Genomic DNA, 16,420 nt, shown 5'->3' with positions numbered 1-16,420 from the left:
CCCCTACTCCGCTAACGCCAACTCATTCAATTTACTTAAAGTTGTCCTCTGACCAAGAACAATCATGATATCACCTGCGCTTATCACTTGTGTTCCTGGGGGATTGGTAATCAGCTTATTATCACGCTTGATGGCCACTACAATGGAATCAAATCGCCCTTTAATATCATTTTCAATGAAATTTTTCCCTACCAATGGGGATGCTGGATGTACCGTAACCTCGGCAATATCCATATGTAATTCTTGATTGTAAAACAAATTTTCAACAAAATCCATAATGACAGGTTTAATCATCGCCGACACCATCTGCCGCCCGCCCATTACCGATGGAAAAATAACCGTGGTAGCCCCTGCCCGTCGCAGCTTTTCTTCCGCTTCTGCCCGATCCGCTCTTGCCACAATCGCCATCTCGGGATTGAGACTTTTTCCGGTGAGAGTAACATATACGTTATCCGCATCATGAGACAAAGCGGTAATCAAGCCCTTAGCTCTTTTGACACCAGCTGCTAGTAATACTTCATCAAGAGTTGAATCTCCGTGGATGGTTAACACCTTTTGATCACACAACTTTTCATAGAGTGGTAAATCCTTTTCAATGACTACAAAATCTTCCCCTTCATCCTGCAAACGCTGAATTACATTTCCTCCTACCTTACCAGCACCACAGACAATAATATGATTATCCAAATTTGCAATACGCCTATCCATACCCTTCCTCCCAAAGAAATCTTTTAACCGTCCTTCGATCGACATACTGATCACTAATGTAAACGTATAATAAGCCATCCCTACCCCAATAACAACAAACAGACAAGTAAACATTCGGCCAGCTGGTGTTTTCGGCACAATATCACCATAGCCCACCGTCGTAATCGTGACCACAGCTAAATAAGTCGCATCATAAATCGATAGATCTTCCAATACCATAAAACCAATAATACCGGTTATTAAAATACCAATAAAAAAAATAAGTGATAATTTTAAGCGATTGAGATACATAATACTCACCTCCTGATGTTATGATGCTTCTCCCTCCCCTTAGTTTACCAATACATCCACTATACGTCAAAAAATCCTTCTAGCAGCATGCTGGAAGGATTTTAATATTACTGGGGTATCTTGATGAGAATATCTACTTACCAGCCGAAGGGCGTCTTTTTCCTACAGCTCCTGCTTGGGTTAAAGCGGTGAGCAAACGAGCCCGGATGGTACAATCGAATGCTCCCCTGTCTATCACTGTAATATAAATATCAGAAGCCTTCTGCTCCGCAACCACGGCTAATAAGCTACGGCGAATGGCCTCTCCATACTGATCCTTCACACTACTGGTTAGATCAATGAAGACACCACTGCCCGTTTCTCTCGGTTCTACTCGAATCAACACATCATTGGGTTCTAAGGTACCCGCTTGTCCGACTTTGCGTGTGTTCTCTTCCTTGTCTATAACACTCATCATCATCACTCCCTAAGTTCTTTAGGTTATAAGGACAATCGCATTAAAATAGCTGCCATTACCACCATGCAGGCTCCACCCAGGCGTGTGGAAATCTGGGCAAAAGGCATGAGTTCAATTCGGCTGGCCGCTGACAGAATCGCCACATCACCAGTACCTCCCAAACCGCTATGACAAGCCGTCACAAGTGCTGCTTCCACCGGATACATATTCATCACCCTGCCAACATAAAATCCTGATGCAACCATAGCGACCACAGAAGCAGCGACGGTGGCAATATAGGCAGGACTAATAGCGGCAAGGACATCCTTCCAAGGAGTATATAAAGCTCCCACACCAATTAGGAGTGCCCAGGTCAAATTTGCAGACACAAATTTATACATATGGTACGCTCCTTGTTCCATTTTTTCTGGCATAATCCCCAGTGCTTTCACTAGGGCAGCGGAAAAGATCATAATAATGGGCGCAGGAATCGGGATAAACTTACTGGCTAACTGTCCCCAGATATAGAAACAACATGCGAGTAACAATCCTGCCCCCATAAGAGAAAAGTTTACAGGTTTGTCAATATTCTGTGGGGCATGCATTCTTTCATCATCCCCGGTCCTGACTAATACCCCGTTACCCGTTAAATGGGGTTTCTTTTCTCCTAACGTCCGAAGTCCACCAGCCATCATAATGGCGACCACATTACCCAGCATGGCCGCTGGCACCAGATGAGGAATGAAGCTTTCATAGGGCTGATTTAAGATTTCTGAATAGGCCATCGATAGGGGCAGAATTCCTTCCCCGAGTCCACCGGAAATAATGGGAATGACGACATAGAAGAAAGAATGATGGGCCCCAAGGCCTGTCATCATCCCAACCCCTGTCCCTACTACAATACTACCGATAGAGCCCACGAGAATGGGAATAAACATTCGAATGAAACCTTGAATCAGCACCACTCGCAGCATTCCCAAGATGCTGCCTGTAATCAGACAAGCAATATAGAAATATAAGAAGTTGGAAGTTTTCATAAAAGCCGTAATGGCTTTCATCGAATCCACATTCAAAAGCTGATAAAAGACTAAAATAGACGGCACAAAAATCGATAGAATGGCAGGCCCACCAATATCTTTCAGAACTGGCACGTTGAGACCAACTTCCCCCAGTACCATGCCCATAATCATCATAATAGCAATGCCGCCAATCATATCCGCTGGTAGTTTCCCATGTAGAGATGCAATATAAATGAGTGCTGCAAGAATTAAGTACAAGGGAAGAGGCACAGAACCAATAGTAATCGACTGTAAATACACAAAACCTTTCTGCAGTAAGTTGGGACTTGATTTTGTTGTTGCCAGATTCATAATACATTCCTCCTTATCGCTTTGCTTTGAGTATAGCATTCTGCTTCTTGATCGCTAAGGGTATCGGAATATATGGAACCATTATGTAACTAATGTAAGGCAAAAATAATTCCGGGAACGGACGAAGCCGACCCCGGAATGAAAAACAAACTACCGATTTATATAAGAATACATGGTAACAGGACGACCAACAGAGTGGTATGTAAGTTTCCCTTGTAGAACACCCGTCTCTCTGAGAAATTTGAGATATTTCCGAATGGACACCCGTGATCTCCCTACACATTTCGCCATTTCTTCCGTAGTAAAAGGCGTAGAATATAGTTTTGCCTGGGCAAGCACAATGTTCAGCATTTCCTGTTCCAGCCCTTTGGGCAGTTCCCTCGCTGACAAATCACCTTTTGATAAAATGCGGCAATCAATTTCATTTTGATTGAGGACAGCAGACTCTTCAATCAGTTGAATTCGATCCCGATAAGCGATAAGTGCTGCATGTAAGCGTTCGAATTGAAAGGGTTTAACAATATAGTCAACAACACCTTGTCTGAGAGAGTTCTGTATACTTACACTATTGCGTGCCGCGGTGATCATAATAATATCAATATTATGGCCTATAGAACGAATACGGTTTAATAATTCCATACCATCCACAATCGGCATAAAAATATCAAGCAAAATAAGACGTACTTCATGATTTTTTAAAAACTCAAGGGCTTCTGCGCCATTGTACGCGATTCCCGCTAAGGAAAAACCTTCGACTTGCTCTAGAAAATGCTTATTCAGCTCGGCGACCATAGGGTCATCTTCCACAATCAAAACTTTGATCAAGAGACCACCTCCTTGCCTTGATACGCGATTGAGACTTTAAATAATGCACCATTTCCAGGAGTCGTTACAACTTGAATGGTCCCATCTAACCTTTCGATGGCCCGTGCGACGAGGAATAATCCAAAACCACGACTCTGGGCTTTCGTCGAATATCCTTTTAGAAAGATCTGTTCCACAATCGCCAGGTTTATGCCTGGACCAGAATCCATCACTTCGATGTTCAATTGGTTATCCTTATATTTCATCAATACCCTTACCTGACGATGTGGAGTGTCTTTCACAGCATCAAGGGCATTATCAATTAAATTGCCCACTATCGTAACTAATTCCTGTGTGACTTGGACATCAACTGGCTCTGGCAGAAAACTGTCCTCAGCCAACACCATATCAATCGCCATTTCCCTGGCTCTGCTAAACTTACTTAGGAGTAACCCGCCAAGAACAGGATCATGGATACACCCACCCACAAATTCAGACTCCGCAATGTCTTTATTGGCAATTCGCGTGATATAGAGTTCAAGCTTGTCATAAAATTTTAAGCGAACCAGTCCCAAAATCACATGCATTTTATTCAAGAACTCATGGGCTTGGGAACGAAGCGCTTCTACGTAACTATTGACACCAGTAAGTTCTTCTGCCAATTGACGCATGTCTGTCATATCGCGAAACGAGGCTATGGCTCCAACAATTTCACCATTTACAACAACAGGAACTCGATTGGTTAAAATGGTCACCCCATTGATTTTTTGTTCTTGATCCAATTCTGCTTGTCCTGTATTCATTACATCCTTTAGACGGGTATGGGGAACATAATCAGCGACTTGACGTCCAATGGGATTACCAGGTATTCCAGCCAACTTTAATACACGTATCGCCTCACTATTCGCTATGGTTATGACACTATCCTTATCCACTGCCAAAATCCCTTCCCGCACGCACTGCAACATAGCACTCCGTTCTTGAACCAGTTGCGCAATGGCAAAGGGTTCCAAGCCAAATAAGGTTTTCTTAATATTTCTCGCAAGTAAAATAGCAAAACCGATACCAATAATGAATCCAAAAAGGGTAGCAATATATATAATTTTGTGACTTTCCTGTAATGCCTTTTCTACATCACCAAGCAATATTCCCACAACGACTGCCCCGACTTGCCTCCCATCCTTCGCAAACACAGGGGAAAATGCCCGCAAGGAAGGTCCATACGTACCTTCTGCATAGGAGATATACTCATTCCCTTGCAAAGCTAATGTTTCATCCCCGCCCTTAATATGTTTACCAACAAGTGTCTCATCGGGATGGGATTTACGGATTCCCTGCATATCAAACACAACCACAAATTCCACATTCACAGCAGTACGAATGGTATTCGCATATTCCTGAATCAGTGCCTCATCTTGACCTTCTAAGCCTGCAATCACGATAGAGGAATGAGTCACCATCCGACTAACATCTATCGCTTTCTGCCCAAGTGTCTCTCGTACGTTCGACTCAACCCGATTGGTGATCAGAGCATTCGCAGCCAATAACGCTAATGCTACTACACCACAAACCAAAAGAATAATCTTCGTCTGCAAGTTAAACATTGGATTCGCTTTCATTCTTACCACTCCGCAATACAGCATTACTCTTTACCGTTCTACATAACTAGGATAATTTGTCCACCAGCCTGATACATTTTAAGCTTTTCTCCTTCTTTATTTCCCTTTAAATATGAAAATCCTGCTAAATTATGACAAAATATTGTGAATCTTTGCTTGTCACGAATCCTATGATCATTAATTTTCGGTTCCACTTCGTCTATTTTTCAAAATCCCCTGAACAAAATCATACAAGTTGCCATCTACAAACAGATATCCAGGTATGCCAGCTCCTTTCGCTGCATCAAGCCCCTCCTGCATACCGCCGACTAAGAAGGATCCATTGAGATCAACCGGCCATTCTAGGCACGCTTGCTCAATTAGCCCCGTTAAGGGCATGCGGCAATTGCAGCTAGAAGAATACTTCTCAATCGTCCCTTCTGGATGATGGGGGCAGACATAAAAAGAATGAATGATTGCTCCCTGCTTGTCCGCTTCTTCTGCCATAAACTCATGAAAATCATACACTTCGTTTTCAGTAAAAAACTCTCGTGCAATACCGCCCTGGTTGGTAACTACAAATACATAGTAACCTTGCTTATTCAGCAGCCGAATTGCATCCATCGCTCCCGGCATCCATGTCAACTCTTTAGGCCTGCAAATATATCCTCTGTCTACATTTAAGACTCCATCACGATCAAAAAACACCGCAGGCTTTTTCCTCATACTTTTCCACTCCCTTCTATATTCTCCTCCAGAAACAGCAAAACCGTGTATTCCCATAAAACCTACCGTTCCATCAATAATTTCAGCTATGTTTATGGAATTTGTTTGAACATCAATAAGTGACCCATGAATGATCATTACTTGTACTGTCCTCCAGTCATCTTAGAGTATTTAGTGTCTTCTTTTCGAGATACTATAGGTAACCATATAAAGCCGTCACCTTTTAGTCACCTCATTTTTATATTATATATTGCCGTCACCTAGCCGTCAATTCGCCCTAGTAATTTATTTTACTATATATTGAAATTGCAATTATGACCACATGGAGGGATTAGAGTGCCGTCAAAAATGCCTAAATTTACACTTCGCATCAATCAAGAAAGTTTAGAAAAGCTTCGATTTATTGCTGATAATAATTTTCGAACCGTCAACAAAGAATTAGAGATGCTCATCAAGACTCATATTTCCACATATGAAAAAGAGCACGGCCCCATTAAAGTTGAAGTACTTTAATAGTCCATGTCTTTTACGTAAAAGTATATTTTTTAAAATACGAAAAAAATCTTATGCTTCATATTATAAATAATAAAATATGATAATTCCCCAAAGACCTAAAACGCCCTTGATCCTGAATTTCACAGGATCAAGGGCATTTTATTCCTAGTTTTTTGTATTCAAATCACTATTTAGCAGTACTTTTATCATATATCTGTATTAACACGTATTTTAATATATTTTGAGTTCCTATCAAATACATAAATGAAAAAATCATTAAACAAGATGCTAACAAAATAACTGCTCCACTGTTTCCAATTCTACCTACCATCGCTTTACCAATACCTAAACCTAATACTGAAAAAGGGATAATTAAAGCTGCAGATCCTTTTTGAGAGCTCTTGCCATAGTGCCCTTTTCTTATTAATCGTAATACATTTAGCACATTTAATAGTAGACAAATAATATACAAGGCAACTACACTTACTATCACCAAATTATTTACTTCAATAATCGTAGACAATATCTTATAGCTAGCAAGCATACAAATAATCGAGGTGAACAAAGCATTACACCCCAAATATAAAATAAAACTTTCCCGTTTTTTCTCAATCTTAAAACTTAAGTAAACCACCCATACAGCTGATATTATAATGATTAGAGGTATGACTATTCTTGTTATATCTGAATAGTCCCCAAAGAATGCCGTAGGTATAGCAATTAATAAATTAAATAAAAAACTTGACCAAATTTGTTTTTTCTTTGATAAATCTATTATTTCAAAATCTGTATACGCTTTAACATCTTCGCTATTTAATTCTTTCATAAAACTTCCTTTCCTAGAGCCTTAAATGTGCAGACACTCGGCCACCCGCCCAGCCGAAAGCAAGAGACTAATTAAACAAATTTAAATATGATAAGATATGATTTATATTTTTAAAGAATGCAAATAGAATGGTTACTATTATAGCCGACTTCAAAGCTTTTTTCTTTTTTTCTTTTGCGCTCTCTTCCTTACAAATATTTTTGTAAAAAGAAGTTTTATACAAAAAATTATACTGTGCAATAAACCAAACTACTCCAAATAGAAGATATTCAAGGATAGCATAGAAAATATGAAAGTAATACATTATTTACCACCCTTCTGATCTTGTGAGTCCGCATCTTTATTCATACAGACGTCTTCAACACCGTAGCTGCTAGCGGAACTATCTCCTCCATAACCACCACTAGAGCTGCGATCCGAACCGTCACTATTGCCATAGCTCATGTATTATCTCCTCCTTTGTTTAGAGCTTTATAATACAGGAAAAATATGACATATTAGTGACAACCAAAGAGATGACTGTATCTCTTGATTTTCCTCACTCCTTACATGTCTTTCTAGTAAAAGATGCATAGAAAGTGCCCTTGATCCTGAACTTTTCACAGGATCAAGGGCATTTTTACGTAGGAGTGTAACTTAATCAATACTTTTATTAAATCTCCTTATTAACATGTATTTCAATAAATTATGAGTTCCTATCATACATACAACTGCAAAGAACATTAAACAAGATGCTATTAAAATAACCGCTCCATTTTGTCCAATATTACCTATCATTGCTTTACCGATACCTAAACCAAATACAGCAAAAGGAAAAATTAAGACGGTTGATCCACTAATTGAATTCTTGTGATAATAACCTTTCTTTATTAATCGTAAAACGTTCAAATTATTTATTATTAAACCTATAATATAAAAAATAATTACACCTATTATCGCCATAGTACTTACTTCAATAATAGTAGACAATATCTTATAAATAGCAAGTAAACATGTCATTGATAGAATTAAAGAATTACACCCCAAAAATAAAATGAATTCCTTTTGTTTCCTTTCAATCCCAAATGCTAAATTAACCGCCCAAATAGCAACTAGTACTATAATTGGAATTATTAATATTTGGGTTATATTCGAATATACACCAAATACCGCAGTAGGTATAGAAATTAATCCACTAATCATAATGTGCGAAAAAAGGATTCTACGTTTTGAAACATTAAGTGATTCAAATCTTATATACGCTTTAACATCTGTACTATTTAATTCTTTCAAAATACTTCCTTTCCTAGGGACTCAATGTACAGATACCACAGCATCCGCCCAGCCGAAAGCAACGAAACCAATCAGCTTTTTTAAGATTTATAATTCATTACCTATAACATTATCTAACAATATAGTATTAGGGCATAATAGATCACAACTCTTTGCACATATAAACCTAATACTATTCAGAAGCAGTTTAATAACACCCAAAAGCCACCAAAAAAAATAAATAATATTCCTGAACCGTACATTAATTGTTTCTTCGAAACCTTTTCAGGAGTTCTGATATGATTACCTATTCCTATAAGAATTATCCCCATAAAAAGCAATCCCAGGCTAGATAAAATTTGAGTTCCGAAAGAAACACCCTGCATTGTCTGTCCTGTAGTCGAGATGGCGATCACTATTGAACCAATAATTGCACTGGTGATACCGGCAAAATTAAATTTATTATATTCTTTTCTATCTTTAATAACATAAACTAAGAGCCCTACGATTACAAGAACCATAACTCCAAGATTTAATGGATATTGTAATCGTAAGCAAATAGGTGTTATCAACGAACCAATTAGCACCCCTTGCCATGTAGATAGTCTCTCCTTCATACTTGTATTTCTCCTTTATTTGATTTATTTATTATTTCTTTGATAATTGAGTACTTTTAACATAATTAACCAGAAGGCCAGCACCCACAGCTACACCGGTACAAATACCAACACCTATAATAGCAGGTGCACTAAATGTAACGCACACAGCAGCGGCAGTAACTCCTGCGCCATATGCTAGTAAGTCTGCCCCGACAGCTCCCACTAAGTTTTTTCCTTCATATTTCTGAAAATCACCATATATATCATATCCTGTAGAGACCATATTTAACGGTCCTGTAAGTTTTGATATCCCTTTTAAAGCTGAAATACCAAGGGATTTTTCTGCTACTTCCAATTCAGCAGCTAGGCCTAAAGATGGAACACTGACTTTTCCAACAGTAACTTCCTTTAATGAATCAATTCCTTGTGCAATACCTGTATCCCCAGAATTTAGTAAAAGATTTTTCGCAGGATTGGCATGTTCGTCATCCCAATTAATTGCTTGATTCAACAAATTACCTACCCCAGCTGTCTCTGTTGGTGTTACCGTTGTTGGCTGAATACCATTAGCCGCTGCCCAATTGCTAATAGCGTCTGGATCATCTCCAATCATATTCGTTGTCGAATTTACATCTGTAGTCGCAAGCCCCATATTACTAAGACCATTTTCAACTTCATCTTTCGTCATGCCAGGAACATTATCCGCCAGAAGATCCGCTACCGAAGTACTTTCAGGAGTCTGTAACGGTGTGTTCAACGCCGTCTGAATAGGCTGAACAACATTTTGATCAGCCCATTGAGTTAGTGAATTCCAAGCACTACCTAATAAAGATGGTTCCGTTACCTCTGTATTCTGGAAACCACTCATATCCATCGTACTTTGATAGGAACTTGCAACTGTGCTGTCATAGTTATCACTAATGTAACCAGTAAAACTATATGCCGTGGCTGTTTCCGATGAATCCAACGTAGCCCCTGCTGTTCCATCTAGATTAATGCCATTATATGTACTACTATTATAATAGCTACTCATAACTTCTGAACAGGGAGTTCCTCCAACAATACCTTCGCTGGGATTTAAACTATTACCTGCAGAACCGTCTAATTGAGTACCCGTTAAGCTGCTACTAGAATCGACACTGGAAGTATTCTCTGCTGCAGCGCTACTGTTAGAATTGACATTCGAGCTATCACTGCTAGAACCACTATCCGAATTATCACTACTATCACTTGTGCTATCAGCACTGCTAGAGTTACTATTGGAATCATCATTAGAACTACTACTGGAACTATCACTTCCGAAATTACCACTAGAGCTGCTACTGGAACTATCGTCTCCGCAACTACTACTGGAGCTATTACTAGAACCATCACCTCCGTAACCACCACCGGAGTTGCTACTGGAACTATCTCCTCCGTAACCGCCAGCGGAGCTACTACTAGAACTATCTCCGCCATAACCACCAGCGGAGCTGCTACTGGAACTATCTCCTCCGTAACCACCGTTAGAGCTACCGTCCGAACCATCACTATTGCCATAGCTCATGTATTATCCCCTCCTTCATTCAGAACTATATAATACAGGAAAAATATGACATATTAATGACAACCGTTGGAAATTTACTACATTTCTTGATTTTCCTCAGTCCTTGCATTGTCTCTCTATTACCAAAAACGCTAATGGGCCAATATACGTTGTATTGTTGTTTTATGGGTATAAAATCAAGCAGCAGTTATTCGAAAGTAAGAAAGCCACCCTGAAGGGGCAGCTATTTATGGATAAAACGCAAGTTCTGGAAAAAGCGTGAGTAAAGAACTTTCAGTTAAAAGTTCCGGAAAGAACACGAAACCAGGTTGAGGAGGATCGTCGCTATTATTAATATTCGATTTATCGCCACAACAAGGACATCTGCCATGATAGAAGTAATAATCGAATTCAGAACCGCACCACGAGCATACCTTATATAACCTAATAAAATGAACTTCATACAATTTAAAGATCGAAGTATAGGTTTTGATGCATCTTTTGCTGGACTTCGCCAAATGCCAATTTGGAACACCAGAATAGTAATCCACAAGGCCACCTCCTATGTTGATTTTTAATCTATTATATGTAAACCACTAGCTGTCCGCTACAAATAAGAAGTCGCCCATTATGGACGACTTCTTATTTCGCTATATACAAAATATTAATGCGGATCGTGTTGATCTGGTACTTGTGGTTGTGGTTGTGGTGATTCTGGTGGTTGTGGCTGAGGTAGTTGCGGGGGCTGTGGCTGAGGTGGATACGGCTGCTGTGGGTCATGTGAATCTAGAGCCTGGGGATCATTCACTACAACGATTCGATGATTGGAACTTAACAAATTATCTTGATTGCCATGAGCACTTACTGCCGAGAAGATAGACAAAATAAACAACGCTATCATTAATAATAACGTTTTCTTCATCTTTTAATAACCTCCCTTTTTATAAATATTATAATAATAACAAAACAACTATATGACAAAAATCCAATTTAACCAAAAAGCATTCACCTAAATAGGTAGATGCTGCTTATGCCTCTCTAACATTAAACCACGCTAAACTACGCAGAGTAAAAATGCCGATATAAGAAAAGACTTGACTTGTGCCAAGTCCTCGGATGCAGGCAGAAGCCTTAGTCGTTCTTACTTGGAATCAAGAAAGTGTTATACTTTCTGATTCCGTAAAAAAACCGTCACCTAGCAGTTTGCTAGATAACGGTTTATGCTACTGTTAATTATTAATCTGCGAACCAATCCATATCCCAATCAAACCAGCTGCAATTTCTCTCATTGTATTATCATGACGTTCCCTTTCTCTCTCTTGTCGATGGTGCCATTCTCGCTCACTCTCATGATGCCGACGCCGCATCTCCCGTTCGTGCCGTTCATTTTCAGCACGCTCCCTACGCTCCCGTTCATGTCTTTGTCTTTCATGTCGCTCGCGTTCATGCCGATCTTGATCATTTCGATCATCATGGTGCCGCATGGGAACTGGTTCACTGTGTAACGATGAAGCTTCTATTACTGATGCACCAAAACCGATCTGCATCAGGCCTACCATTGAGAAAATAGCTATCTTTTTAACTATGCTTTTCATAAACGATCACTCCCTTAATTTCCTACTTTAAGTATATTATAGAAATATGACAGAATTGTGACTGCTTAGTCAGCTTATGTTAATTTCCTAGTATAAAGCTACATAGAAAACTGCCCTTACTCCTGGATTTCACAGGCGCAAGGGCAGTTTCGTATTTGGATTAATTATTTTTTCCGTTACTATACGATATAACTTATTCAGGTTGAATTGGCAGAGTAAGGCAACGCATGCATTATGCAAGCCACCCTCTATCCTCTAGATACTTTTCAACCTCTTTGAAATTTTCAAAAGGAACAAATTCTTGTTGTTCTTTACTGAGCAATTCCTTTAGATCCTTTTTGGCAAAAGCAATATCGGCTTCTTTGGCTGCTCCTAAGTCTGGCTCGCTATCTCCAGCAAAAAAGACTATGTCAAATTCCTTTTTCAAATCTGCTACTACTTTTGCTTTATTAATACCAAAAATCTCAGAAAAATATGGGCTCCCTTCATCCGGAGTAATTTCGATACCCCCATCTTTGTATACTCCGCCCATAGAAATAACCTTCACACCTTCAATCTGTCGATGAGCAAGTAATCGATCAATATAATAACTTGTCCCAGCACTTAGGATATAAAACTCCCCGCCTGCCTTTTGTACTCTATGAATAAAATCTACCGCATATTCATCCAAAGGTATACGGTGAATTTCAATCAGAATCTCTTCCTCAGTTTTCCCTATCGACCCCAAGATTTTATTTAGAAATTCTACATTAATCTTTTTCGTTTTTTTCCAATCCTCATAAAACTGCATGCCCCATTCCTGCAGATAGGTATCAATAATAATATGATAAAAATCTCGATCCGTTAATGTCCCATCAAAATCTGATACAAAAGCAAACTTTTTCAAAATAATTCCTCCATTTTAGCTTCGGCTATTGCTATATCCTTGCTTACTTTAGTGATTGAAGTCTAGCTAGTAAAACGTATCAGCAGTATCTCATATTTCGACACTTATTTCAAACTTTTCTTTGTGGTTAATCAAGCCTTTCATATCCGCTAAATTGCATCTAAAAAACCTTACCAATACGATTATTCATAAGAAGATCTGGTAGACAAGCTAAAAAAATAATCCATTTGCCATCAAAAATGTTATTCGTTATAATAATTATTCCTCAGACTGTAGGCAAGACAAAAGGGATTTTCAATGCGATTATGGCTCGAAAATCCCTTTCTATTTTGGAACAATGTTAATGTCCCTATTTCTCTACAATACGCCCATTAAATTGTATAAATTTATTGGGTTTTTTCCTTTAACACTTCTTTGAGTAACTCTAACGCACTTTCTTCCTCAGGGCTGTTGGTGGCAAGTTCACCCCGAAAGGCACGGGCCAGGATGGATTTTTTCATATGGTCTATCTTTTCAATGACAGCACAGAGTTCTTTAGCTTTTTGTTCATTTTCCAAGAGGCTGTCGAGAATGCGGACGATTTCTTGTTGTTCTTGTAGTGGTGGAACTAATATTTCATACTTATATAGTAAATCAGAACTGATACTTTCAACTGTTGTTCCGTTTTTAGCGCACTTATTTCTTATATCAGATTCTTTACCCAAACAATACCAGTAAAAGAATTTAATATCGATATCTCTTGGTATTATAGCTTTCATATCCTGATTCACTGTGACTGGTCGTGTTGTTATTGCTATTGGCAATATTCTTCGCAAAATGCCACTTCTAACAACAAATAAAACTGCGGCATTTGGTATGAGTTTTGCACTTGAACTATCTACAGCAATTTCTGTAATTTTATCCTCTGTATCTTTTATATATACAGATTTCATATCTTTCGGTGTAACCCACAACAAATTTCCATCTATCCAAAATTGTGGATTGCTTTTGCTTGGTGTTCCACCGCCAAACCACTTACCGCATTTTCCTAATGCTTTCTTCACCCAATCCTTTTTGAAATTCACTCCATTCTCCTCACGCCATTCTCTGGTCAGTTCCCCAGTAAAAGCTTTATGCAGTATGGCGGATTTTCTTTTTTCAAAGGAGTCCAGGGCGCTTTGGACAAGTTCCTTGGCGCGGTCGAGCTTTTCGAAAAGGGATTCGATTAAAGCAACGATTCTTTGCTGTTCTTTTAAAGAAGGTAATGGAATGATAATTTCACCTAACTTTTGCGCATTTACTCCTGGCTGAGCACTACCTTTTTTATTTTCAATAATTTGATTCCAGTAATATGAGCTATTCATGAACAGCCACATGTATGCAGGATCAATGTGACTGATTGGTGAAATTCTTATTAAATATGATGCAAATACAGCATCAGGGGGATTACTAACTAAATAACTTTTTCCTGTAGTCGCACCAGTCCTAGCAACTACTATATCACCATTATTCACTTTATACTTGTCATAATCCTTATCTATTATCTTGCAGTATGGCACATTAATCCAATCAATATTGTTGTCTTGAATATCAGTTATTCTAAGAAATTGTGGTCCTATTTTATCATTAGATGCCGATTCAGTATATCCATACTGTAACCTGTCTGCTAAAAATTTAAACCTCGTCCATACCCAATTTTCTGCCACCTCATATGGTTTGTCCTCATCCTTAACCAGTGCCTGTTCTAGTAGTTCTTCCAGCGACAGCTTTTCTTTTTTCGCCATTACTTGCCACCGCCCAGGCTTTTCAGTTCCTTTACTACACTCAGTATTAAATCTACAGCTTCCTCTAGCTGAGCCACTATTTCTTCACCGCTTTCCACCGGGTCTTGGAGATCTTCATAATCAAGGACACTGTCATCGCGGATTAGGCCTATATCTAGACTATTACCTTTTTCGGCAATCTGTTCTCTGGTGAAAACGCTCCAGCGTTCATCTTGGATTGCTGACCTGTCTTCGGCAGTATAGGCTTCAATGAAGTCATTAAAATGTTCTTCTTTAAGGGGTGTCGTCTTACCGAAGTTAGGCATGTTGGTACGCATATCATAAACCCAGACTTCTTTGGTGTTATCTTTGTCTGTTTTACCTTTGGTAAAGAATAGCACATTGGTTTTCACGCCTTGGGCGTAGAAAATGCCTGTCGGCAGCCTTAGTATGGTATGTAGATTGCATTTTTCCAGCAAGTCGGCTCTGATTTTTTGTCCATCATTGTCCTGGAACAGTACATTATCAGGCAGGACCACTGCCGCTCTTGCTTGTCCATTTTTCTTTAGGCAACGATAGATATGTTGAAGAAAGTTAAGCTGTTTATTCGACGTCATATAGGTTAAATCATCTCTGGTTACTCGCTCTCCACCTTGCTTGGTACCGAAAGGGGGATTTGTTAATACTACGTCATAATCCTTAATCTGTGTACCTAAACTAGACAGGGTATCACCGAGAAAAATTTCACCCTCAATGTCATGAAGCATGGCATTCATTAATGCTAAACGATGAGTCTCATGTACAAGCTCCACACCTGTAAAGGCTTGCTTCTTTTGAAAATCCTGATCTGCTTCCGACAAATCAAATAATTTATCTGTATTTTTCTTAATGTGCTGATCGGCAGCGATCATAAAACCAAATGTACCACAAGCGGGGTCATTGCATTTTTCCCCTGGCTTCGGATCTACCAACTGAACCATGATATTGATGAGCGGTCGAGGAGTGAAATATTGACCCGCCCCTGATTTTTTCTCATTAGCGTTTTTCTCTAACAATCCTTCATAGAGATTACCAAGACCTTCTTCTTTGGCACTATACCAATCTAAGGCATCAATGGACTTGATAATCTTTTCTAGATTCTTCGGCTCATCAATGTTGGAATTTGCCCCAGAATAAATTTGCTTGATTCTGCCTTGGCTTTGTTCCCCAAGGTCTAATAGTAGTCGGCGGTAGAATGTTTTTAACTCTGTGCCTTCTTTTTCCACCAGTCTGTCCCAGCGATATTCTTCAGTGATATTATCTTCTGTTTCTGTCTCCTTGGCCATCTTTAAAAACAATATATAAGTCAGTTCGGTTACATATTGATGATAGGTGATACCATCATCCCGAAGCACATTACACAAATTCCAAAGTTTTGCTACGATTTCTGTATTATTCATTATTCTTCAATCCTTCCTAAGGCCATCCTATATATCTTCATAAAACAACCCTATCAAAGATAGGGTTGTGCCAGTTGATCCTTACATTATAACATTCATGAGTTAATTTACCACATATAGTTTATCATA

At 39.0% G+C, this 16,420-nt stretch carries 17 protein-coding genes; 2 read left to right on the top strand and 15 right to left on the bottom strand.

The window, feature by feature from the left end; translation table 11 throughout:
* Positions 1–3: 3 nt before the first annotated feature.
* The 6 genes from UFO1_RS01195 to UFO1_RS01170 form a co-directional block, all read right to left on the bottom strand.
* Positions 4–999 (bottom strand): TrkA family potassium uptake protein, encoded by a 996-nt coding sequence (locus UFO1_RS01195; RefSeq protein WP_038666861.1) that lies wholly within the window; start codon positions 997–999, stop codon positions 4–6.
* 133 nt (positions 1,000–1,132) lie between these two features.
* A complete protein-coding gene (citD, locus tag UFO1_RS01190) occupies positions 1,133–1,453 on the bottom strand; it encodes a citrate lyase acyl carrier protein (RefSeq protein WP_371256630.1) in 321 nt (106 codons plus the stop codon).
* Positions 1,454–1,479: 26 nt separating this feature from the next.
* Positions 1,480–2,805 (bottom strand): 2-hydroxycarboxylate transporter family protein, encoded by a 1,326-nt coding sequence (locus tag UFO1_RS01185; RefSeq protein WP_038666858.1) that lies wholly within the window; start codon positions 2,803–2,805, stop codon positions 1,480–1,482.
* Between the two features lie 150 nt (positions 2,806–2,955).
* Positions 2,956–3,630, bottom strand: coding sequence for a response regulator (locus tag UFO1_RS01180; protein ID WP_038666854.1), 675 nt, complete (start codon positions 3,628–3,630; stop codon positions 2,956–2,958).
* On the bottom strand, positions 3,627–5,228 hold the full coding sequence (dcuS, locus tag UFO1_RS01175) for a DcuS/MalK family sensor histidine kinase (protein ID WP_038666851.1): 1,602 nt from the start codon (positions 5,226–5,228) through the stop codon (positions 3,627–3,629). Before dcuS ends, UFO1_RS01180 begins: the two co-directional genes overlap by 4 nt.
* Before the next feature lie 177 nt (positions 5,229–5,405).
* On the bottom strand, positions 5,406–6,071 hold the full coding sequence (locus UFO1_RS01170; protein WP_236639304.1) for an HAD-IIIA family hydrolase: 666 nt from the start codon (positions 6,069–6,071) through the stop codon (positions 5,406–5,408).
* 198 nt (positions 6,072–6,269) lie between these two features.
* On the opposite strand from UFO1_RS01170, the gene UFO1_RS01165 reads away from it, so the two are divergent.
* On the top strand, positions 6,270–6,446 hold the full coding sequence (locus tag UFO1_RS01165; RefSeq protein ID WP_038666848.1) for an Arc family DNA-binding protein: 177 nt from the start codon (positions 6,270–6,272) through the stop codon (positions 6,444–6,446).
* A gap of 169 nt (positions 6,447–6,615) precedes the next feature.
* Here UFO1_RS01165 and UFO1_RS01160 read toward each other — a convergent pair whose 3' ends face one another.
* The 5 genes from UFO1_RS01160 to UFO1_RS01140 all read right to left on the bottom strand — a co-directional run bounded on the left by UFO1_RS01160 (position 6,616) and on the right by UFO1_RS01140 (position 10,650).
* Entirely contained in the window at positions 6,616–7,254 is a 639-nt protein-coding gene (locus UFO1_RS01160) for a hypothetical protein (RefSeq protein WP_038666846.1), read from the bottom strand.
* A 303-nt stretch (positions 7,255–7,557) separates the two neighbouring features.
* A complete protein-coding gene (locus UFO1_RS25095) occupies positions 7,558–7,698 on the bottom strand; it encodes a hypothetical protein (RefSeq protein ID WP_158442762.1) in 141 nt (46 codons plus the stop codon).
* Between the two features lie 192 nt (positions 7,699–7,890).
* Positions 7,891–8,526, bottom strand: coding sequence for a hypothetical protein (locus UFO1_RS01150; RefSeq protein ID WP_038666840.1), 636 nt, complete (start codon positions 8,524–8,526; stop codon positions 7,891–7,893).
* A gap of 176 nt (positions 8,527–8,702) precedes the next feature.
* The gene (locus tag UFO1_RS01145) at positions 8,703–9,122 is read right to left on the bottom strand and encodes a phage holin family protein (protein ID WP_038666838.1); all 420 of its coding nucleotides are present in this window, start codon (positions 9,120–9,122) and stop codon (positions 8,703–8,705) included.
* Between the two features lie 31 nt (positions 9,123–9,153).
* Positions 9,154–10,650, bottom strand: coding sequence for a hypothetical protein (locus tag UFO1_RS01140; protein WP_038666835.1), 1,497 nt, complete (start codon positions 10,648–10,650; stop codon positions 9,154–9,156).
* Positions 10,651–11,259: 609 nt separating this feature from the next.
* Between UFO1_RS01140 and UFO1_RS25090 the strand changes: the two genes are divergently transcribed.
* Complete coding sequence (locus UFO1_RS25090) at positions 11,260–11,508, top strand: hypothetical protein (protein WP_038666829.1); 249 nt, start codon at positions 11,260–11,262, stop codon at positions 11,506–11,508.
* Positions 11,509–11,858: 350 nt separating this feature from the next.
* On the opposite strand, the gene UFO1_RS01125 is transcribed toward UFO1_RS25090, so the two are convergent.
* From UFO1_RS01125 to UFO1_RS01110, 4 genes are all read right to left on the bottom strand, one after another.
* Positions 11,859–12,224, bottom strand: a complete 366-nt coding sequence (locus tag UFO1_RS01125) for a hypothetical protein (protein WP_038666826.1) — start codon at positions 12,222–12,224, stop codon at positions 11,859–11,861.
* A gap of 232 nt (positions 12,225–12,456) precedes the next feature.
* Positions 12,457–13,110: an MtnX-like HAD-IB family phosphatase gene (locus tag UFO1_RS01120; protein ID WP_038666823.1), complete on the bottom strand. Its 654-nt coding sequence runs from the start codon at positions 13,108–13,110 to the stop codon at positions 12,457–12,459.
* Between the two features lie 386 nt (positions 13,111–13,496).
* On the bottom strand, positions 13,497–14,873 hold the full coding sequence (locus tag UFO1_RS01115) for a restriction endonuclease subunit S (RefSeq protein ID WP_038666820.1): 1,377 nt from the start codon (positions 14,871–14,873) through the stop codon (positions 13,497–13,499).
* The gene (locus tag UFO1_RS01110) at positions 14,873–16,291 is read right to left on the bottom strand and encodes an N-6 DNA methylase (RefSeq protein ID WP_038666817.1); all 1,419 of its coding nucleotides are present in this window, start codon (positions 16,289–16,291) and stop codon (positions 14,873–14,875) included. The genes UFO1_RS01115 and UFO1_RS01110 overlap by 1 nt, the downstream gene beginning before the upstream one ends.
* Positions 16,292–16,420 lie beyond the last annotated feature (129 nt).

It is taken from the genome of Pelosinus sp. UFO1 (assembly GCF_000725345.1).
Classification (GTDB): domain Bacteria; phylum Bacillota; class Negativicutes; order DSM-13327; family DSM-13327; genus Pelosinus.
This window is presented reverse-complemented; position numbering and strand designations above follow the sequence as displayed.

Coding starts and splice junctions, on each gene's coding strand:
- UFO1_RS25090 (WP_038666829.1), top strand. CDS start 11,260: ATGGACGACTTCTTATTTCGCTATATACAAAATATTAATGCGGATCGT.
- UFO1_RS25095 (WP_158442762.1), bottom strand. CDS start 7,698: ATGAGCTATGGCAATAGTGACGGTTCGGATCGCAGCTCTAGTGGTGGT.
- UFO1_RS01170 (WP_236639304.1), bottom strand. CDS start 6,071: ATGATCATTCATGGGTCACTTATTGATGTTCAAACAAATTCCATAAAC.
- UFO1_RS01115 (WP_038666820.1), bottom strand. CDS start 14,873: ATGGCGAAAAAAGAAAAGCTGTCGCTGGAAGAACTACTAGAACAGGCA.
- citD (WP_371256630.1), bottom strand. CDS start 1,453: ATGAGTGTTATAGACAAGGAAGAGAACACACGCAAAGTCGGACAAGCG.
- UFO1_RS01125 (WP_038666826.1), bottom strand. CDS start 12,224: ATGAAAAGCATAGTTAAAAAGATAGCTATTTTCTCAATGGTAGGCCTG.
- UFO1_RS01110 (WP_038666817.1), bottom strand. CDS start 16,291: ATGAATAATACAGAAATCGTAGCAAAACTTTGGAATTTGTGTAATGTG.
- dcuS (WP_038666851.1), bottom strand. CDS start 5,228: ATGAAAGCGAATCCAATGTTTAACTTGCAGACGAAGATTATTCTTTTG.
- UFO1_RS01140 (WP_038666835.1), bottom strand. CDS start 10,650: ATGAGCTATGGCAATAGTGATGGTTCGGACGGTAGCTCTAACGGTGGT.
- UFO1_RS01185 (WP_038666858.1), bottom strand. CDS start 2,805: ATGAATCTGGCAACAACAAAATCAAGTCCCAACTTACTGCAGAAAGGT.
- UFO1_RS01145 (WP_038666838.1), bottom strand. CDS start 9,122: ATGAAGGAGAGACTATCTACATGGCAAGGGGTGCTAATTGGTTCGTTG.
- UFO1_RS01195 (WP_038666861.1), bottom strand. CDS start 999: ATGTATCTCAATCGCTTAAAATTATCACTTATTTTTTTTATTGGTATT.
- UFO1_RS01160 (WP_038666846.1), bottom strand. CDS start 7,254: ATGAAAGAATTAAATAGCGAAGATGTTAAAGCGTATACAGATTTTGAA.